Annotated in this window: 14 protein-coding genes; 11 read left to right on the top strand and 3 right to left on the bottom strand. The window is 70.3% G+C overall.

The window, feature by feature from the left end:
• Positions 1-174 precede the first annotated feature (174 nt).
• The 4 genes from glgX (at position 175) to VJ693_RS14420 (ending at position 5,577) form a co-directional block, all read left to right on the top strand.
• On the top strand, positions 175-2,271 hold the full coding sequence (gene glgX / locus VJ693_RS14405) for a glycogen debranching protein GlgX (protein ID WP_324155156.1): 2,097 nt from the start codon (positions 175-177) through the stop codon (positions 2,269-2,271).
• Positions 2,272-2,296: 25 nt separating this feature from the next.
• Entirely contained in the window at positions 2,297-3,814 is a 1,518-nt protein-coding gene (gene malQ / locus VJ693_RS14410; RefSeq protein WP_324155158.1) for a 4-alpha-glucanotransferase, read from the top strand.
• A gap of 130 nt (positions 3,815-3,944) precedes the next feature.
• Entirely contained in the window at positions 3,945-5,207 is a 1,263-nt protein-coding gene (locus VJ693_RS14415; protein WP_324155159.1) for an alpha-amylase family glycosyl hydrolase, read from the top strand.
• A 142-nt stretch (positions 5,208-5,349) separates the two neighbouring features.
• Positions 5,350-5,577, top strand: a complete 228-nt coding sequence (locus tag VJ693_RS14420; RefSeq protein WP_324155161.1) for a hypothetical protein — start codon at positions 5,350-5,352, stop codon at positions 5,575-5,577.
• Positions 5,578-5,585: 8 nt separating this feature from the next.
• Here the strand turns inward: VJ693_RS14420 and VJ693_RS14425 are convergent, their stop codons facing one another.
• On the bottom strand, positions 5,586-7,478 hold the full coding sequence (locus tag VJ693_RS14425) for a glycoside hydrolase family 13 protein (RefSeq protein WP_324155163.1): 1,893 nt from the start codon (positions 7,476-7,478) through the stop codon (positions 5,586-5,588).
• A complete protein-coding gene (locus tag VJ693_RS14430) occupies positions 7,475-9,100 on the bottom strand; it encodes an alpha-amylase family glycosyl hydrolase (protein WP_324155164.1) in 1,626 nt (541 codons plus the stop codon). Before VJ693_RS14430 ends, VJ693_RS14425 begins: the two co-directional genes overlap by 4 nt.
• 111 nt (positions 9,101-9,211) lie before the next feature.
• Between VJ693_RS14430 and VJ693_RS14435 the strand changes: the two genes are divergently transcribed.
• The 7 genes from VJ693_RS14435 to VJ693_RS14465 all read left to right on the top strand — a co-directional run bounded on the left by VJ693_RS14435 (position 9,212) and on the right by VJ693_RS14465 (position 17,705).
• Positions 9,212-12,079 carry an alpha-1,6-glucosidase domain-containing protein gene (locus tag VJ693_RS14435; protein WP_324155166.1) on the top strand — a complete coding sequence of 956 codons (2,868 nt, stop codon included), beginning with the start codon at positions 9,212-9,214 and terminating at the stop codon, positions 12,077-12,079.
• Complete coding sequence (locus VJ693_RS14440) at positions 12,052-13,977, top strand: glucokinase (RefSeq protein WP_324155167.1); 1,926 nt, start codon at positions 12,052-12,054, stop codon at positions 13,975-13,977. Before VJ693_RS14435 ends, VJ693_RS14440 begins: the two co-directional genes overlap by 28 nt.
• Positions 13,978-14,118: 141 nt before the next feature.
• A complete protein-coding gene (locus VJ693_RS14445; RefSeq protein WP_324155169.1) occupies positions 14,119-14,844 on the top strand; it encodes a GntR family transcriptional regulator in 726 nt (241 codons plus the stop codon).
• Positions 14,845-14,846: 2 nt separating this feature from the next.
• On the top strand, positions 14,847-15,629 hold the full coding sequence (locus VJ693_RS14450; protein ID WP_414652284.1) for a transporter substrate-binding domain-containing protein: 783 nt from the start codon (positions 14,847-14,849) through the stop codon (positions 15,627-15,629).
• A gap of 5 nt (positions 15,630-15,634) precedes the next feature.
• The gene (locus VJ693_RS14455; protein ID WP_414652285.1) at positions 15,635-16,309 is read left to right on the top strand and encodes an amino acid ABC transporter permease; all 675 of its coding nucleotides are present in this window, start codon (positions 15,635-15,637) and stop codon (positions 16,307-16,309) included.
• Between the two features lie 15 nt (positions 16,310-16,324).
• Positions 16,325-16,975, top strand: coding sequence for an amino acid ABC transporter permease (locus tag VJ693_RS14460; RefSeq protein ID WP_324155173.1), 651 nt, complete (start codon positions 16,325-16,327; stop codon positions 16,973-16,975).
• The gene (locus VJ693_RS14465) at positions 16,965-17,705 is read left to right on the top strand and encodes an amino acid ABC transporter ATP-binding protein (protein ID WP_324155175.1); all 741 of its coding nucleotides are present in this window, start codon (positions 16,965-16,967) and stop codon (positions 17,703-17,705) included. The genes VJ693_RS14460 and VJ693_RS14465 overlap by 11 nt, the downstream gene beginning before the upstream one ends.
• A 115-nt stretch (positions 17,706-17,820) precedes the next feature.
• Here VJ693_RS14465 and purH read toward each other — a convergent pair whose 3' ends face one another.
• Positions 17,821-19,401: a bifunctional phosphoribosylaminoimidazolecarboxamide formyltransferase/IMP cyclohydrolase gene (gene purH / locus VJ693_RS14470; RefSeq protein WP_324155177.1), complete on the bottom strand. Its 1,581-nt coding sequence runs from the start codon at positions 19,399-19,401 to the stop codon at positions 17,821-17,823.
• Positions 19,402-19,521: the final 120 nt, after the last annotated feature.

A 19,521-nucleotide genomic window follows, 5' to 3' on the forward strand; every position in this document is an offset into this window, starting at 1 on the left:
GAGGCGCGCTGACGCGCGCTGCCACAAGCCCTGCGCTCCTCGGCGCTCCCTAAATCGCCCGAGCGGGTACCGGCTCCCAGCCTGCAACGGTCTGAGCGATAGCACCGCGCCTGTATTCGAAGCGTCGCAGTCACTCCATCGCCTGCCGGCCCCCGGCCGCGCCGTCGCCGCGTGATGCACGCCCTCCCCACCCACCTCGAAGAAGGCCGCCACGAGCCGCTGGGCACGCACGCCCGTGACGGCGGCGTCAACTTCGCGGTTTTCTCGGAGCACGCCGTGCGCATCGAACTGTGTCTGTTCGATGCCTCGGGCACGCGCGAAATCAAGCGATACGACCTCGCTGGCCCGCACGACGGCGTGTTCCATGGCTTCCTGCCCGGTGTCGGGCCCGGCCTGATCTATGGGCTGCGGGCTCACGGGCCGTATCGGCCGGAGCAGGGCCACCGCTTCAACCCGCACAAGCTGCTGCTCGACCCGTATGCGCGCGAGATCGTCGGGCACTTTGCCTGGCGGGCCGAGCACCATGGCTACGAGCTGGGGCACCCCGAGGGGCCGCGCTCATTCGATACGCGCGACAACGCCGCTCATGCGCTGAAGGCCCGGGTGGCCGAGCCGCTGGGCGAATCACCCGCGCGCCGCAACCCACCACGCCACGCACCGGCGAGCGTGGTGCTCTACGAGGTGCACGTCAAAGGCTTCTCGAAGACCCACCCCGGCATCCCCGGGCCCCTGCGCGGCACCTACGCCGCGCTCGCCCACCCGGCCGCGATCGCCCACTTCAAGGCGCTCGGCGTCACGACCCTGTCGCTGCTGCCGGTGCACTACGCGATCGACGAGCCGCACCTGGCCGACAAGGGCCTGACGAACTACTGGGGCTACAACACCCTCGGCTTCTTCTGCCCCGACCCGCGCCTGGCCAGCCAACCCGACGACCCGGCCGCCGTGACGCGCGAATTCCGCGCCATGGTCGAGGGCCTGCACGCCCACGGCCTCGAGGTCGTGCTCGACGTGGTCTACAACCACACGCCCGAGGGCAACGAGTTCGGCCCCAGCTTGAGTTTCCGGGGGTTGGACAACCGCAGCTGGTACCGCCTGGTGCCCGATGACAAGAGCCGCAGCGAGAACCTCACCGGCTGCGGCAACACGCTGAACGTCGCCCACCCGCGCGTGACCCAGTTCGTGCTGGATTCGCTGCGCTACTGGGTCGAGGTGATGGGGGTCGACGGCTTCCGCTTCGATCTGGCGCCCGTGCTCGGCCGCACCGACCGCGGCTTCGACCCGCAGGCGGCCTTCTTCACCGCGATGCGGCAGGATCCGTTGCTCGCCGGCGTGCACCTGATCGCCGAGCCCTGGGACGCCGGCCACGACGGCTACCAGGTCGGCCGCTTCCCGGGGCGCTTCCTCGAATGGAACGACAAGTTCCGCGATGCCGTGCGCGGCTACTGGCTCGGGCGCGAGTCCCGGGTGCCGGTGAGCCGCGGCGAGTTCGCGCGCCGCTTCACCGCCTCCAGCGACCTGTTCCACCACGGCCAGCGCCGGCCGACGGCGTCGGTCAACTTCGTCGCGGTGCACGACGGCTACACGCTGAACGACGTCGTCAGCTATGCCGCCAAGCACAACCACGCCAACGGCGAAGACAACCGCGACGGCCGCGACGGCGAGCTCAGCGCCAACTTCGGCGCCGAGGGCCCGACGGACGACGGGGCGATCCGCACCACGCGCGAGCGCGTGCGCCGCGCGATGCTCGCCACGCTGATGCTGGCCCAGGGCACGCCAATGCTCAACGCCGGCGACGAGCTCGGCAACACGCAAGGCGGCAACAACAACGCCTACTGCCAGGACAACCCGACCGGCTGGCTGAAGTGGCCCGAGGCCGATGCCAGCTTGACGCGGTTCGTCGGCGAGCTGGTGGCCCTGCGCCGCAGCGAGCCGCTGCTGCGCCACGGTTGTTGGTTCAGCCTGCCGCCCGGCGGGCCGGGCGACGCCTCGCTGACCTGGCTCACCCCGGTCGGCACCGAGATGCACGTGCACGACTGGCACGGGGCGGGCTGCCTCGCGTTCGCCTGCCGCATCCGCGCGCACGACCCCGCCCAACCCGCGATCCTGCTGCTGTTCAACCCGGAAGCGGCGCCGCAGCCCTTCACGCTGCCGCCCGGCCCGTGGACGCTGCTGCTCGACAGCTCGGGCAGCCTGCCGCCCACCCATGCCAGCGCTGCCAGCGCTCACCTGACCGCCCCGGCGCGCAGCCTGCTCGTGCTGCGCAGCCACTGACATCGACCTCACGAGGACGTTTCCCATGGACCTGACCCAGCGCAGCGCCGGCGTGCTGCTGCACATCACCTCGCTGCCCGGCCCGCACGGCATCGGCGATTTCGGCCCCGATGCCTACCGTTTCGTCGACTGGCTGGCCTCGGCCGGCCAGCGGTTGTGGCAATGGCTGCCCAGCACGCCGATCGGCCCGGGCGACTCGCCCTACCAGGGCGTCAGCGCCTTTGCCGGCAGCCCGTGGATGGTGGCGCTGGAGCCGCTGGTCGAGCGCGGTTGGCTGAGCGCGCCCGCGCTGCCGGCGGGCGGCTTCGAGGCGGGCTGCGTCGACTACGGCCGCGTGCTGCCGTGGCGCGAGGCGCAGCTGCGCGCCGCCGCGGCCGGGTTTGCCGCGAAGGCCACGCCGGCCGACCGCGCCGCGCATGCCGCCTGGTGCGAGGCCCAGGCCGGCTGGCTCGACGACTACGCGCTGTTCATGGCGATCCGCTCGCCCCGCGGCGGCCAGCCCTGGTGGGCGTGGCCGGCCCCGCTGGCGCGGCGAGAGAAGGCCGCGCTCGCCGCCGCGCGCACCGAGCATGCTGGCGAGATCGCCTTCTGGAAGTTCGTGCAGTGGTGCTTCGACACCCAGTGTGCATCACTGAAACGCTATGCCAACGAGCACGGTGTCTCGCTGATGGGCGACCTGCCGATCTTCGTGGCCCACGATTCGGCCGACTGCTGGTCGCGGCCCGATCTGTACCTGCTCGACGACGCGTTCCAGACCACCGTCGTGGCCGGCGTGCCGCCCGACGACCTGGGGCCGCTGGGCCAGCGCTGGGGCAACCCGCTGTACCGCTGGGACCGCATGGCCGAGGAGGGTTACGCCTGGTGGACGGCGCGCATGAAGCGGGCGCTGGCCAGCGCCGACGTGGTCCGCATCGACCACTTCCGCGGCTTCGCGGGCTATTACGAGATCCCGGCGTCCAGCCCCGATGCGCGCCAGGGCCGCTGGCTCACCGGGCCCGGCAAGCCCTTGTTCGATGCGATCGAGAAGGCGCTGGGCAAGCTGCCTATCGTCGCCGAGGACCTGGGCTACATCACCGACGACGTGCACGCGCTGCGCGACGGCTGCGGCTTCCCCGGCATGAAGATCCTGCAGTTCGCGTTCGGCGGCGACGGCAGCCACGAGTTCCTGCCGCACAACTGGCCGAGGAACAGCGTGGCCTACACCGGCACGCACGACAACGACACCGTGCACGGCTGGTGGGACCATGCCAGCCAGCGCGAGCGCGCCTACGCCGGCAGCTACCTGGCCTGCGGCGAGCACGACGTGCATTGGGCGATGATCCGTGCCTGCTGCAACTCGGTGGCGAACATCGCGGTGTTTCCGCTGCAGGACGTGCTGGGCCTGGGCAGCGAACACCGCATGAACATTCCCGGCGTGCTCGGCGGCAACTGGGCTTGGCGCTTCGCCTGGCCGATGATCGATGCGGAGACGACCCGCGTGCTGGGCCTGATCACCGCCGCCAGCGGCCGCGGCCCGTTCGAACTCCTCCGCCTGCCTTGCTGATATGAGACCCCCACGCTCCCTTCCGGTCGCTGCCCCCCGAGGGGGCGCTTGCAGCGAACCGGCGAAGCCGGATCCGCGCAAGACCTTGGCTGGATCTCTGCTGGTTGCCCTCTTTGCGTTCATCACTCCCATGAGCTCTGCCGCGCCTACCGACACCGTGAACCACGCCGAGTGGTCGCGCCAGGCGACGATCTACGAGGTCAACCTGCGCCAGTACACGCCCGAAGGCACGCTCAAGGCCTTCGGCGCGCACCTGCCGCGCTTGAAGGCCATGGGTGTCGATATCCTCTGGCTGATGCCCATCCACCCGATCGGCGTGAAGGAGCGCAAGGGCACGCTGGGCAGCTACTACGCGGTCAGGGACTACACGGCCGTGAACCCCGAGTTCGGGACGCCGGCCGACCTGAAGGCCCTGGTGGCTGACGCGCACCGGCTCGGCATGAAGGTCATCATCGACTGGGTCGCCAACCACACGGCCTGGGACCACGCGTGGGTCCGCCAGCACCCTGATTGGTACAAGAAAAACGAGAAGGGCGAGATCTTCCCGGTGACCTTCGGCGAGGGCGATCACAAGGAGGAATGGACCGACGTCGTCGCGCTGGATTACCGCTCGCCCGCACTGCGCCGCGCCATGATCGACGCGATGCTGTTCTGGATCCGCGAGGCCGACATCGACGGTTTTCGCTGTGATGTGGCGAGCCTGGTGCCGACCTCGTTCTGGAACGAAGCCCGCGCCGCGCTGGACCGCGTCAAGCCGGTGTTCATGCTCGCCGAGTCGGATGCGGCGGACCTGCACGCCCAGGCCTTCGACATGAGCTACGACTGGGACCTGGGCAATCTGCTGCAGGCCCTCGCGAAGGGCAAGGCGACGGCGGCCGACCTGGCCACCCACCTGCGCGCACCGAAGAAGACCTACCCGGCCGATGCCTACCGCATGAGCTTCACGACCAACCACGACTGGAACTCGTGGCAGGGCAGCGACACCGAGCTCTATGGCCCGGCCTTCCAGGCGATGGCGGTGCTGGCCGCCACGCTGCCCGGCATGCCGCTGCTCTACGGCGGGCAGGAGGGCAGCCTGGACAAGCGGCTGCAGTTCTTCGAGAAGGACCCGATCGCGTGGAAGGGCACGCCGCTTGCCGGGCTGTACTCGAGGCTGTTCCAACTCAAGCACGCGCACCCGGCGCTGGCCAATGGGGCAGCGGGCGCACCGGTGTCGATCGTCGAGCTCGCCAACCCTGCGCTGTTCGCTTTTCGGCGCATCCAGGGCGACGACCAGGTCACGGTGGTCGTCAACCTGTCGGCCCAGCCGCAGTCGATCGCTGCCCACCCGGTGCTGGGCGAGCTGAAGCTCGAGCCCTGGGGCTGGCGCATCCAGGCCGACGCGGCGAGATAGGAAGGAGAGCCGGCCCGGTTCCAAGCGTGACTTCCTCCCGATATGGGGGGATGTACCTCCCGCGCTCTGGGGATGCACGGGAGCGCCGTGCGAGCGTCTGATCCAGGTCATGCACCCGTGCCACCTGAAAGGAGGCCCGATCATGAAACCCCTCGCTGCGATCTACCTGCCCGACCGCCGCCACTACGAGTTGCGGTTCCAGTCGCTGTTCGACACCGGTCGCGCCTACGCCTTCGAGTGCGATGCGGCCGGCCACGTGGACCTCGACGCGCTGTCGGCCCGCGCGAAGCTGAACTACCTCTACGCCCGCGGCGCGATCGGCCGCGAGTTCTCGATGCCGGAAGTCCGGCGTCAGCCGCGGCCGCACTGACCTCCGGCTCAGCGTCCGAGGTCGATCACCAGGGCCGTCCGGGCTGGTATGACGAGCTCAGTGCCGAGTTCGTAGGCCGTGCCGGTCAGGATGTCGGTGCCGCGTGCACCCGCGGGCAGCACCTCGGCGAAGCGCCGCGTGTCCAGCCGGACCGGCTCGCCCGCCTTGCTCAACACCACCATCACGCGCTGGCCGCTGGCCGCGTCGAGGCGGAAGTACGTGTAGGTGCCGCGTTCCGGCGCGTAGTGCACGAGCCGGCCGCGCTGCACGGCCAGTGAACCCTTGCGCCAGGTGAACAGGCGCTTCACCAGGGCCTGGGTGCGGCGCTGCGCATCGCCGAGGCCGGCGCCGGTGAAGGCGTTGACCGCATCGCCCGTCCAGCCGCCGGGAAAATCGCTGCGCACGATGCCGTCGTCGCGCTCGATGGGGCTCTTCATCAGGATCTCGCTGCCGTAGAACATCTGCGGCGTGCGCGCGATCGTCGCAAGGTAGGTCAGCGCCAGCGTGTTCAGCGCCTCGTCCTCGCCGAGCGCGGAGAAGACTCGGTTGGTGTCGTGGTTGCCCTCGAACAGCACGAGCTTCTCCGGCGCGGGGTACTGGATGTCGTCGACCAGCGCTTCATACAGGCGCCCGAAGCCGACGCCGTAGCCCTGGCCCTCGGGCTCGGTGAGGGCCTGCCGCAGCGCACCGTGCAGCGGGAAGTCCATCATGCTCGGCATGTGCGAAACGTAGCCGTCGTGGTTGCGGTGGCCCTCGAGCCAATAGGCGACCATCGAGGCGTGCTCGGTCATCTCCTCGCCGACGATGGACAGGTTCGGGTACTCGGCCATGATGGCGCCGGACCAGCGGGCGAGGAAGGCCTTGTCCGAATACGGGTAGGTGTCGGCGCGGATGCCCGACAAGCCGAAGGCCTCGATCCACCAGATCGCGTTCTGCACCAGGTAGGTGGCCAGTTGCGGCTGGCGCTGGTTCAGGTCCGGCATCGTCGGCACGAACCAGCCATCGGTCATGCCGGCCTTGTCCACCTGCGCGGCATAGCGGTCCTGCACGGTGACGTGGCGGTGGTTGGTCTCGACGTAACGGGTGGGGTGGTTCAGCCAGTCCGGCGCCGGCATGTCCGCCATCCACCCATGGCCCGAGCCGATGTGGTTGGGCGCCAGGTCCATGATCACGCCCAGGCCCTTGGCGCGCGCCTGTTGCACGAGGTTCCGGTAGTCGTCGTTCGTGCCGAAGCGCGGGTCGACGCGGTACAGATCGGTCGCCGAGTAGCCGTGGTACGAGTAACTCAATTGCCGGTTCTCGACGATCGGCGTCGGCCAGAGCTGGGTGAAGCCGAGGCCGGCGATGTAGTTGAGGTGATCGGCGATGCCCTTCAGGTCGCCACCGTGGCGGCCGCTCTTGTTCGCGCGGTCGACCGGGTCGCCGTAGCCCGCGAGGTTGTCGTTGGCCGCATCGCCGTTGGCAAACCGGTCGGGCACGACGAGGTAGATCGCATCGGCCGGGCCGAAGCCCCGGCGCGTGGCGGAGCCGGGGGCGCGGGCACGCAGCTCGTAGGCCTGGCTCAGCACGCGGGCCCGGCCGCGCAGGAATTCGATCGAGATCGTGCCGGGGCGGGCACGGGGCGCGATCTCGAGGTCGATGAAGAGGTAGTTCGGGTTGCCGGCCGAGCGGCTGCCCAGCAACCTCACGCCCGGCGCGCGAACCCGCGGCTGCAACTCGGCGATGCGCTCGCCATGCACCATCAGCTGCAGCGGGCGGTGCTTCATGCCGACCCACCAGAACGGCGGCTCGATGCGTTCAACGACCTGCGCTTGCGCGTTCACCTGCACGACGGCAAGGGCGGTCAGGGCGAGCGTGCGAAGGAGCGCGCGAACGAGTGCGTGAACAAGGCGATTTATCATCGGATGTCGAAGACCTGGATCGATTGCGGGCCGAGCGTCACGGTGTCACCGGCTGGTGCTTCGGCGCGCGCCGGGTACAGCGCGCCGAGCCGGTCGCCGGACCCGAGCCCCGGGATGCGCACCATCGCGGGCTGGGTGCCGTAGTTGATCAGCACCAGGCTGCGTTCGCTGCCGAGCCGGCGCTGGAAGCCCAGCACCAGGCCGTTGGCGAAGCTGGCCTCGAAGCGGCCGCTGGCGATCGACGGGCGGCTGTTGCGCAGGCCCAGCATCGCCTTGTAGAAGGCGTGCAGCGAGTGCGGGTCGGCGGTTTCCGAGGCGGCGTTGAAGTGCGCGGCATTGGGCGCGACGGGTCGAAACGGCGTGCCGGTGGTGAAGCCGGCCCGGCCGGGCTCGGCGGTCCAGCTCATCGGTGAGCGCAGCGGCTGGTCGCCCGGCAGGCCGGCGACGCTGGCCTGTCCGATCTCCTCGCCGTAGTAGACGAAGGGCGTGCCCGGCTGCAGCAGGTATCCGGCGGCGGCCAGGCGGTAGCGCGCGAGGTCGCCGTCGACCTGGTCCCACAGGCGCAGGCCGGCGAAGATGTCGTGGTTGGAGACGAAGGTCGCCATCGTCGGCGAGGCCGTGCGGTAGAAGTCGGCCAGTTGCTGCACCGAAGCCGCCTCGCCCCGCGCCGCCTTCACGAAATGCTGCGTGTAGCCGAAGGCGAAGGCACCGCCGCAGACCGCAGGGTCGCCGTAGGCCGCCGGTTCGGCAGTCGCCTCGCAGACCACGAAGCGCCGCGGGTAGGCCTTGATCTCATCCTGCAGCCGCTTGGTCAGCGCGCGGCTTTCGGGCTGGTCGTTCCAGTGCACCGCGTCGTTCTCGATCATGTGCGGCACGGCATCGAGCCGGTAGCCGTCCAGCCCGCGGTTGAGCCAGAAGCGCAGGCTGGCCAGGTGGTAATCCAGCACCTTCGGGTTGCGCAGGTTGAAATCCGGCATGTGCGGGCCGAAGGTGCCGAAGTAGAGGTCGGTCGCGTTCGCGCCCGGGTGGGGCAGGTCCTTGGGCTCGCCCTTGAACAGCCACGGCTTCGTCGCCGCGTCGTACCAGGGGTAGTTGCCCCAGATGTCCCAGCCGGGCGGGGCGGTGTCACGCCAGACGTACCAGTCGCGCCAGGGGTTGTCCTTGCCCTTGGCGGCTTCGGTGAAGAGGGGGTGCTGCGCCGCGCTGTGGTTGATCACGTAGTCCATCACCACGCCGATGCCACGCGCGTGCGCCGCGCGGATCAGCGCGTCGAAGTCGGCCAGCGTGCCGTATTCGGGCGCAACGCTGCGGTATTCGCGCGTCGCATAGCCGTGGTCACCGTCGCCGTTGGCCTGGATCGGCATCAGCCACAGGCCGCTGACGCCGAGGTCCTTGAGGTAGTCGAGCCGGCGGGTCAGGCCCTTCAGGTCGCCGATGCCGTCGCCGTCCGAGTCCTGGTAGGCGCGGACGAAGATCTCCATGAACGCGCCGTGCTGCCAGCCCTCGGGCAGGGCGCTGGGCGCGGCCTGGAACGGCACCGGGCTCAGGTCCACCGGCTGGGCCGCAGCGGGCAGGCTGGCGGCTGCAGCGCCGAGCAGGAGAAGTCGTATGTTCGTTCGCACGGTGTAGTAAAGATACTTCTCAACTTGTCGATGTCGGGTACAGGATAGATGAACTGACCTGGCGGTGGAATCCATGCTGACCTCGAGATGTAGTTTTGCTACGATGAATTGATGCTCAGACGTTTGATCCTTCTGCTATTCGGCCTGGCCGTCTCGCAGCACTCGGCGGCCCAGGTGCCCAGCGCCGCGGCCGCTTGCGACGGCCCGGCCTGGCAGGCGGTGCTGCAGCCCTCGGCCGGGCCGGCCGACGCGCGGGCCGTCTGGCTCGACGCCGGCACGCTGCAATGGCCTGAGGTGCAGGTGGTGGCTGGCGAGCGCTTCCGGCTGCTGCACAGCGCCGAAGGCCGGCTGGCGCTGCAGCCCGGCCAAGCGGCCGAGGGCGCCGACGCGGCCTTTGCGCTGCAGACGAGCCAGGCGGCGGACCCGTCGCGCGACCAGCGCTTCAGGCACCTGGCCGCCGGCGCGCGCCTGGCGCTGGCGGCCGACGACCGGGCGCGGTTGCCGGCGTTGCTGGCCGGCCAATGGGTGCTGGTGCGTGAAGATGCCGAGGGCCGGCTGCAGGACGCGACCACCGTGCAGTCGCCCGGCCTGCTCGATGCGCTGTATGCGCCGGCGGCGGCCCTCACGGACCTGGGCGCCACGCCGCGGCCGCGTGGGTCGACCGGCTTCAGGCTCTGGGCGCCCACGGCCCGCGCGGTCACGCTGTGCCTGTACCCGCGTGGGCAGGGCGCGGCCGAGGCCGCCGAGCCCCTGCAGCACGACGATACGACCGGCGCCTGGGGCGTGACGCATGCGCGGGACCTGAGCGGCCGCTACTACAGCTACCTGGTCGAGGTCTTCGTGCCCGGCACCGGCTGGGTGCGCAACCGCGTGACCGACCCGTACGCCGTGAGCCTGACGACCGACTCGCGGCGCACCTACATCGCCGACCTGCGCGACCCGCGGCTGAAGCCCGCCGGCTGGGACACGCATGCCGCCCCGGCCACCGTGCGGGCCAACACCGACATGGTGGTCTACGAACTGCACGTGCGCGACTTCTCGGTCACCGACACGAGTGTGCCGGCCGCGCACCGCGGCAAGTACCTCGCGTTCACCGACACCGGCTCGCGCGGCATGCGCCACCTGCGCGCGCTCGCGCAGGCCGGGCTGACCGATGTGCACCTGCTGCCGGTGTTCGACCTGGCGAGCGTTCCCGAGGCCGGCTGCACCGTGCCTCGCGTGCCCGCAGCCGCGTCGGACAGCCCGGTGCAACAGGCCGCGGTGATGGCCCAGGCCGCGCGCGACTGCTTCAACTGGGGCTACGACCCCTTCCACTACAGCGCCCCGGAAGGCAGCTACGCGAGCAACGCGGCCGACGGCGCGGTGCGCATCCGCGAGTTCCGCGCGATGGTGCTGGCGCTGCACCGCGCCGGCCTGCGCGTCGGCATGGACGTGGTCTACAACCACACCGCCGCGGCCGGGCAGCACGAGAAATCGGTGCTCGACCGCATCGTGCCCGGCTACTACCACCGGCTCGATGCGACCGGCCAGGTCGAGCGCTCGACCTGCTGCGACAACACCGCGACCGAGCACGCGATGATGGCCAAGCTGATGGTCGATTCGGTGCGCCTGTGGGCCACGCAATACCGCATCGATTCGTTCCGCTTCGACCTGATGGCCCACCAGCCGCGCGCGGTGATGGAAGCGCTGCAGCACGATGTGGATGCCGTCACCGGCCGCCACGTCAACCTGATCGGCGAGGGCTGGAACTTCGGCGAGGTGGCCGACGGCCGGCGCTTCGTGCAGGCCTCGCAGCGCTCGCTCGCGGGCGCCGGCATCGGCACCTTCAGCGACCGCGGGCGCGATGCCGTGCGCGGCGGCTCGGCCGGCGACGACGGCCCCACCCTCGTCGAGCGCAAGGGCTGGGTCAACGGCGCGCTGGACGGGCCGCCCGAAGTGACGATGGACGAGGCGATGCGCCTGGCCGACCAGATCCGCGTCGGCCTGGCCGGCACGCTGCGCGACTTCCGCTTCGAGACCCGGCAGGGCGAGGTGAAGCGCCTCGACCAGATCGACTATGCCGGCCAACCGGCGGGTTATGCCAGCCAGCCCGGCGAGGTGGTCAACTACGTCGAGAACCACGACAACCAGACACTGTTCGACAACAACGTGCTGAAGCTGCCGCGCGAGACCCCGGGGCACGAGCGCGCGCGGGTGCAGGTGCTCGCCATGGCGATCAACCTGTTCAGCCAGGGCGTGGCCTACTTCCACGCCGGCATCGACACGCTGCGCAGCAAATCGCTCGATCGCAACAGCTACGACTCGGGCGACTGGTTCAACCGCCTCGACTGGTCGTACCGGACCAACCACTTCGGCACCGGCCTGCCGCCCCAGGGCGACAACGGGCGCAGCTGGCCGGTATTCCAGCCGCTGCTGGCCCAGCGCGGGGTCGCGCCGGCGCCGGCCGACATCGCCTTCGCGCGCGATGCCTTTCGCGACCTGCTCGCGATCCGCGCGAGCACGCCGCTGTTCCGGCTGCGCGATGCGGCCGAGGTGGAGCAGCGCCTGTCGTTCCCGAACAGCGGGCCGAAGCAGAACCCGGCCGTGATCGTCGGGCGGCTCGACGGTGCGGGCCGCGCCGATGCCCGCTTCGGCGAGCTGGCGTACTTCGTCAACGCGGCCACGACCGAACAGGCCCTGGCGCTGCCCGAGCTGGCGGGCGCGCCCTGGCGGTTGCACCCGGTGCACCTGAAGCCCGGCGCGGCCGACACGCGGCCGGCGCGCGCGGCCCGGTTCGACCCACCAAGCGGGGCTTTCACCATCCCGCCGCGCAGCGCGGTGGTCTTCGTGCGGGGCGCACCCCCTACGCCGCCTTCGGCGTCGGTCCCCCCGAGGGGGATTCGTCGCCTTGGGGCGGCCCGGCGGCGACGAGATAATCCTCCTCCTGTTCCCGACGCACCGGACCCCCGCCCATGGCCACCTTCGACAGCCCCCGGCTGATCGCCGACATCGGCGGCACCTACGCCCGCTTCGCGCTCGAAGTGGCTTCCGGCGAGTTCACGCAGGTCGCCTCGCTGCGCTGCGCCGACCACCCCGACTTCCACGCCACCGTCGGCGCCTACCTGGCCACCTTGCCGGCGGGCACGTCCATCCGGCATGCCGCGGTCGCGATCGCCAACCCGGTCGAGGGCGACCAGGTGCGGATGACGAACTACCACTGGCAGTTCTCGATCGAGCAGATGCGCCAGCGCCTGGGGTTCGAGACGCTGGTGGTGCTGAACGATTTCACCGCGCTGGCGATGGCGCTGCCGCGCCTGGGCCCGCGCGACGTGCGCCAGGTCGGCGGCGGCACCGCGCGCAAGCAGAACGTGATCGGCCTGCTGGGCTCGGGCAGCGGGCTGGGCATGTCCGGGCTGATCCCGGCCGGCGACGGCTGGATCTCGCTCGGCTCCGAAGGCGGCCACACCAGCTTTTCGCCGCGCGACGAGCGCGAGATCGCGATCCTGCGCCATGCGTGGAAGCAGTACGACCACGTCTCGTTCGAGCGCCTGCTGTCCGGCCCCGGGCTGGAGCTGATGCACGGGGCATTGGCCGAACACGCCGGCAAGAAGGCCGACGAGTTGTCGGCGCCCGAGATCACCCAGCGCGCGCTCGACGGCACCGACCCGGTCTGCGCCGACACGCTGGAGGTGTTCTGCGCGCTGCTCGGCACCGCGGCGGCCAACCTCGCGGTCACGCTCGGCGCGCTGGGCGGCATCTACATCGGCGGCGCGATCGTGCCGCGGCTGGGCGCGTACTTCGACCGCTCGCCGTTTCGCACCCGCTTCGAGGACAAGGGGCGCTTCTCGCGCTACCTGGCCGACATCCCGACCTTCGTGATCACCGCCGAGCAGGCCACCTTCATCGGCGCCTCCGCCATCCTCGAGGCACAGCTGCGCACGATCAGCGATGCGCCGGCCTCGACGATGCTCACGCAGATCCGCCGTGCCCGCGGCGAGCTGACGCCGGCCGAGCTGCGCGTGGCCGACCACGTGCTGGCGCACCCGCGCTCGGTGTTGAACGACCCGATCGCCGAGATCGCCCGCGCTGCGCAGGTCAGCCAGCCGACGGTGATCCGCTTCTGCCGTTCGCTCGGTTGCGAGGGCCTGTCGGATTTCAAGCTGCGCCTGGCTTCGAGCCTGACCGGCACGGTGCCGATCACCCACACCCAGGTGACGACCGACGACTCGATGCTGGAGCTCGGCAGCAAGGTGCTGGGCAACACCGCGTCGGCGATCCTGCAGGTGCGCAGCCAGCTCAACCGCGAGATGATCAACCGCGCGACCGAGCTGCTGCTCGGTGCCGAGCGGATCGACTTCTACGCGCTCGGCCACTACGGTGTCGTCGCGCAGGACGCCCAGTTCAAGTTCCTGCGCTTCGGCGTGCCGAGCATGGCGTACAGCGACCCGCGCCTGCAGCTGCTCGCCGCCGCGGTGCTGAAGCCCCGGGATGTGGTGGTGGTGATCAGCGGCAGCGGCCGCCTGCCCGAGTTGATCGAGGTGGTCGACAAGGCCAAGGCCCGCGGCGCCGCGGTGATCGCGATCACCGCCAGCCAGTCGCCGCTGTCTCGCCGCGCCGACGTGGCGCTGATCGTCGACTACCCGGAAGACGTGACGACCCACCTGCCGATGGTCAGCCGCATCCTGCACCTGCTGGTGATCGACATCCTGGCGGTGGGCGTCGCGATGCGGCGGCACGTGGACGAGCAGGCGCTGCCGGAAGGTGCCACCGGTGAAGGGGTGGTCGAGGCCGCCGAGCCCGACACCGCGCAGCCCGGCGAGAAGCCGGCGGCACGCCCGGCGGCGCCGGGCGTGAGCCTCGCGGCGCCCTTGTCGAGCCTGACCTCGCACAGCCGCTGAGCGGCACGGCGTCCGCCGAGGCGGTGGACGGGGCAGCGCCTGGCATGGCGCTTGCGGTCCAGTCTTGCATACAAGATTCGCATGCCAGTGATGCACGCCAAGTGGGCGTGACGCACCGGCGCGGTACGCAAGACACCCCTCATGGCACAGGAACAGGGCGGGCGCCACAGCCCGGACCAGATCGCGGCGCGGATCGTCGACGCGATCCTCGCCGGCCGGCTCGCGCCGGGCCAGCGGCTGGGCGAGCAATCGCTGGCCGACCTGTTCGGCGTCAGCCGCACGCTGGTGCGCGAGGCGCTCGCGCGGCTGTCGGCGCGCGGCATGGTCGAGGTCAACGCACGGCGCGGCTGGTTCGTCGTGCAACCTTCGGCGGAAGAGGCGAAGGAAGCCTTCGACGCCCGCGTGGCCATCGAGACCGGCCTGGTGCAGAGCCTCAATGGCGCGCCGCCGCGCGCAGCGATCACCCGGCTCAAGCGCCACGTGAAGGAAGAGCGCGAGGCCATCCGCGCGGGCGATCCGGGCCGCCGCAGCTACCTGCTGGGCGACTTCCACGTCTGCCTGGCCGAGTGCGCCGGCAACACGCTGCTGGCCGACATCCTGCGTGACCTGACCGCGCGCACCACGCTGATCGCCACGCTGTTCCAGTCGACGCACGATGCCTCGCGCTCGTGCGACGACCACGCCCGCATCGTCGAGGCGCTCGGGGCCGGCGACATCGCGCTGGCCACGCGCCTGGTGCGCGAGCACATCGCGACCGTCGTCGAACACCTGGGCGCGCCCACGCCACCGGCCGACGAGCTGTCGCGGCTGCGCACGGCCCTCGAATCGTCACCCCGCGCCGCCCGCCGGCGCCCCTTGGAGAAATGACCATGCCGACCCGCCGCCTTGCCACCCTGTGCCTTGCCGCCCTGGCCGTCAGCCCGGCCGCGTTCGCCCAGAACGCCCTCGACAACGTGCTCGCGAAGAAGCAGATCACGATCGCCATCCCGACCGACTTCCCGCCCTACGGCTTCGTCGGCACCGACCTGGCGCCCCAAGGGCTGGACATCGACATGGCCCGCTACATCGGCGCCAAGCTGGGCGTGAAGGTCGAGCTCGTGCCGGTGACCAGCGCCAACCGCATCCCCTATCTGCAGACGCGCAAGGCCGACCTCGTGATCTCCACGCTGGGCAAGAACCCCGAGCGCGAGAAGGTGATCGATTTCGCCGCCGCGTACTCGCCGTTCTTCCAGGCCGTCTTCGCGTCCAAGGGCACGGTGGTCAAGAGCGCGGGCGATCTGGCCGGCAAGACAGTGGGCGTGACGCGCGGCGCGATCGAGGACATCGAGCTCAGCAAGATCGCCCCGCCCAGCGCCGACATCAAGCGCTTCGAGGACAACAACGCCACCATCTCGGCCTTCGCCTCGGGCCAGGTGCAGGTGCTGGCCACCGGTGCCTCGGTGGCGGCCAACCTGATGGCACGCAACCCGCAGCTGGGCACCGAGCTGAAGTTCGTGCTGAAGGATTCGCCGAACTTCATCGGCGTGGCCAAGGGCGAGGACAAGCTGCGTGCGAAGGTCAACGAGATCGTCGCCGGCGCCAAGGCCGCGGGCGAGCTCGACAAGCTGGCGCAGAAGTGGCTCGGCCGCCCGGCCGGTGCGCTGCCGGACTGAACGTGATGGTGACGCTCGACTTTGCCGCCGTGCTGCAGGCGTGGCCGCTGCTGCTGCGCGGCGCGGTCTTCACGGTCGGCCTCACCGCCGTGGCGGCCGCGCTGGGCATGGCGCTGGGTGTGGCCTGCGCCTGGGCCCGCTCCTCGGGCCCGGTGGCGCTGCGCGGCGTGGTGGGCGCCTATGTGGAGCTGATCCGCAACACGCCCTTCATCGTGCAGCTGTTCTTCGTCTTCTTCGGCCTGCCCAGCCTGGGCGTGCGGCTCACGCCGGAAGTGGCCGCTGTGCTCGCGATGGTCGTCAACCTCGGCGCCTATGCGGCCGAGATCGTGCGCGCCGGCATCGAGGGCACGCCGCGCGGGCAGGTCGAGGCGGCACGCAGCCTGGCACTGAGCGAGGCACAGGTCTTCCTGCGCGTGGTGCTGCCGCCGGCGCTGGGCCGCGTGTGGCCGGCGATGGTGAGCCAGATCGTCATCGTGATGCTCGGCTCGGCGGTATGCGGCCAGATCGCGGCGCAGGAGCTGAGCTACTACGCCAACCTGATCCAGAGCCGCAACTTCCGCGCCTTCGAGGCCTTCATCGTCGCGACGGGGGTCTACCTGGCCCTGTCGCTCGCGCTGCGCCATGCGCTGTACTGGATCGGGCCGCGCTGGCTGTTCGGCCGCACGCCCCGGCTGCATTGAGCGGGGACCAGCGAGATGGTCGAGTTCACCCTCTGGGACATCTTCCGCAACCTCGGGCTGGCGGCGCGCTGGACGGTGGCGCTGTCGCTCGCGGCCTTCGTCGGCGGCGGGCTGGTCGGCCTGGCGCTGCTGCTCGCCCGGCTGGCGCGGCTGCGCGGCGCGGCCACCGGCGTGAGCCTGTACGCGCAGCTCTTCCAGGGCACGCCGCTGCTGATGCAGCTGTTCCTGGCCTACTTCGGCTTAGGCCTGCTGGGCATCGACGTGCCCGCGTGGCTGGCGGCCGGGCTGGCGCTGACGCTCTACACCAGCGCCTACCTGGCCGAGATCTGGCACGGCTGCGTCAGCGCGATCCCGAAGGGGCAGTGGGAGGCCGCCGACAGCCTGGCGCTGTCGTTCGGCGAGAAGCTGCGCCATGTGGTCGGCCCGCAGGCCTTGCGCATCGCGCTGCCGCCGACGGTGGGCTTCCTCGTGCAGGTGATCAAGGGCACCGCGCTGGCCTCGGTGATCGGCTTCATCGAGCTGACCAAGGCCGGCACGATGATCACCAACGCGACCTTCAGGCCCTTCACCACCTACGCCTGCGTGGCCCTGGTGTACTTCGCGCTGTGCTGGCCGGTGTCGGCCTGGAGCCGGCGCCTCGAAAGAAAGCTTCGCCGTGAACGCTGAATCCATCGTCGACATCGCCGGCCTGCGCAAGCGCTACGGCGCCAACGAGGTGCTCAAGGGCATCGACCTGCAGGTGCAGCGCGGCGAGGTCATCGCCATCATCGGCAAGAGCGGCTCGGGCAAGAGCACGCTGCTGCGCTGCGTCAACGGGCTGGAGGAATTCCAGCACGGAGCGCTGCAGGTCGACGGCCAGCCGCTGCGCCACGGCGACGCGCGTGCGATGCGCAGCCTGCGCCAGCACGTCGGCATGATCTTCCAGAGCTTCAACCTCTTTCCGCACCTGAGCGTGGGGCGCAACGTGATGCTGGCCCCCACGCTGGTGAAGAAGCGCGATGCGGCGGCGGCCGAGGCGCAGGCGCGCCGGCTGCTCGAGCGCGTGGGCCTGGCCGACAAGTTCGACGCCTGGCCCGATCAGCTCTCCGGCGGCCAGCAGCAGCGCGTGGCCATCGCCCGCGCCCTGGCGATGGAGCCCAGCGTGATGCTGTGCGACGAGATCACCTCGGCGCTCGACCCCGAGCTGGTCGGCGAGGTGCTCAAGGTCGTCGAATCACTGGCCGACGAGGGCATGACCTTGCTGATGGTCACCCACGAAATGAACTTCGCACGCAAGGTCAGCGACCGCGTGGTCTTCATGCACGCCGGCCGCATCCACGAGATGGGTTCACCCGAGCAATTGTTCGGCGCACCGCAGACCCCCGAACTGAAACAGTTCCTCGCCGCGCTGCATTGATGGCGCTCCGCAGGAGCCGCCATCTCCAAGTGGCGTGCGCGGATCCGGCTTTGCCGGTCCGCTGCGCGAGCCCCCTCAGGGGGCAGCCCCCGGAGGGGGCGTGGGGGCCAATATCTCAGTGCCTGAAGTGGCGGGTGCCCGTGAGCACCATCGCGATGCCGCGTTCGTCCGCCGCGGCGATGACCTCTTCGTCGCGCATCGAGCCGCCCGGGTGGATGACGCTGGTCGCGCCGGCGTCGATCAGGACGTCCAGCGTGTCGCGGAACGGGAAGAAGGCGTCGCTGGCGACGGCCGTGCCCTGCAGCGGCAGCCCGGCGTGCTCGGCCTTGATGCTGGCAATGCGGGCCGAATCGAGGCGGCTCATCTGGCCGGCACCGACGCCCATCGTCATGCCGTCTTTGCAGAAGACGATCGCATTGCTCTTGACGAAGCGCGCCACGGTCCAGGCGAACAGCATGTCCTTCATCTGCTGCGCGGTGGGCTGCAGCTTGGTGACCACCTTGACCTCGCCGACGATGTCGATCGCGTCGGCCGATTGCAGCAGCATGCCGCCCCCAACACGCTTGAAATCAAGCGGGTTGGAGAGTTTGCTGATCGGCACCTCCAGCAGGCGAACGTTCTGCTTGCTCGCGTAGGCCGTGCGGGCACCGGGCAGGATGGCCGGGGCGATGGCGACCTCGACGAACTGCTTGTTGGCGTTGATCGCCTCGACCACGTCGGCGTCGATCGGCCGGTTGAAGGCCATGATGCCGCCGAAGGCGCTGGTCGGGTCGGTCTTCAGCGCCTTCTGGTAGGCCTCGAGCGGCGTCGCGCCGACGGCCACGCCGCAGGGGTTGGCGTGCTTGACGATCACGCAGGCCGGCTGGTCGAAGGCCTTGACGCATTCCCAGGCCGCGTCGGCATCGGCGATGTTGTTGAAGCTGAGTTCCTTGCCCTGGATCTGCGTCCACTGCGCCAGCGTGCCCTCGACCGGCTTGGCCTCGCGGTAGAACGCGGCCGACTGGTGCGGGTTCTCGCCGTAGCGCATGCCCTGCACCTTGTGCAACTGCAGGTTGAACACCTGCGGGTACTCGGCGCGCGCCGGCACGGCTTCGGTCTTCTCTTCCGCGCCGGGCTCGAGCGCGGTCAGGTAGTTGGTGATCATGCCGTCGTAGGCGGCCGTGTGGGCGAACACCTTCTTGGCCAGCATGAACTTGGTGGCGCGCTTCAGGCCGCCCGATTGCAGCTCGGCCAGCACTTGCGGGTAATCGGTGGGGTCGATGACCACGCCCACGTCCTGCCAGTTCTTGGCCGCGGCGCGCAGCATCGCGGGGCCGCCGATGTCGATGTTCTCGATCGCGTCTTCCAGCGTGCAATCGGCCTTGGCCGTGGCCTGGGCGAACGGGTAGAGGTTGATGATCAACAGGTCGATCGTGCCGATGCCGTGCTCCTTCAGCGCGGCCATGTGGGCCGGCACGTCGCGCCGAGCCAGCAGGCCGCCATGAACGCGCGGGTGCAGCGTCTTCACGCGGCCGTCGAGCATCTCCGGGAAGCCGGTGATCTCGGAGACCTCGGTCACCGGCAGGCCGTTGTCGGCCAGCAGCTTGGCGGTGCCGCCGGTCGAGAGCAGCTTGATGCCCTGGGCGTGTAGTGCGCGGGCGAAGTCGACGATGCCGGTCTTGTCGGAGACCGAGAGCAGGGCGGTGAGGTCGGACATGGTGTGGAGTGGGTAGAGGTTGGTGAATCAGGCGGGCCGCGCGAAGCGCCGGTCCCTTCAAGTGGCGTGCGCGGATCCGGCTTTGCCGGTCCGCTGCGCGAGCCCCCTCGGGGGGCAGCG

Origin of the sequence: Ideonella sp. (assembly GCF_035254525.1) — a bacterium.
Taxonomy (GTDB): Bacteria; Pseudomonadota; Gammaproteobacteria; order Burkholderiales; family Burkholderiaceae_C; genus Ideonella.

Coding starts and splice junctions, on each gene's coding strand:
- glgX (WP_324155156.1), top strand. CDS start 175: ATGCACGCCCTCCCCACCCACCTCGAAGAAGGCCGCCACGAGCCGCTG.
- malQ (WP_324155158.1), top strand. CDS start 2,297: ATGGACCTGACCCAGCGCAGCGCCGGCGTGCTGCTGCACATCACCTCG.
- VJ693_RS14415 (WP_324155159.1), top strand. CDS start 3,945: ATGAGCTCTGCCGCGCCTACCGACACCGTGAACCACGCCGAGTGGTCG.
- VJ693_RS14420 (WP_324155161.1), top strand. CDS start 5,350: ATGAAACCCCTCGCTGCGATCTACCTGCCCGACCGCCGCCACTACGAG.
- VJ693_RS14425 (WP_324155163.1), bottom strand. CDS start 7,478: ATGATAAATCGCCTTGTTCACGCACTCGTTCGCGCGCTCCTTCGCACG.
- VJ693_RS14435 (WP_324155166.1), top strand. CDS start 9,212: ATGCTCAGACGTTTGATCCTTCTGCTATTCGGCCTGGCCGTCTCGCAG.
- VJ693_RS14440 (WP_324155167.1), top strand. CDS start 12,052: ATGGCCACCTTCGACAGCCCCCGGCTGATCGCCGACATCGGCGGCACC.
- VJ693_RS14445 (WP_324155169.1), top strand. CDS start 14,119: ATGGCACAGGAACAGGGCGGGCGCCACAGCCCGGACCAGATCGCGGCG.
- VJ693_RS14450 (WP_414652284.1), top strand. CDS start 14,847: ATGCCGACCCGCCGCCTTGCCACCCTGTGCCTTGCCGCCCTGGCCGTC.
- VJ693_RS14455 (WP_414652285.1), top strand. CDS start 15,635: ATGGTGACGCTCGACTTTGCCGCCGTGCTGCAGGCGTGGCCGCTGCTG.
- VJ693_RS14460 (WP_324155173.1), top strand. CDS start 16,325: ATGGTCGAGTTCACCCTCTGGGACATCTTCCGCAACCTCGGGCTGGCG.
- purH (WP_324155177.1), bottom strand. CDS start 19,401: ATGTCCGACCTCACCGCCCTGCTCTCGGTCTCCGACAAGACCGGCATC.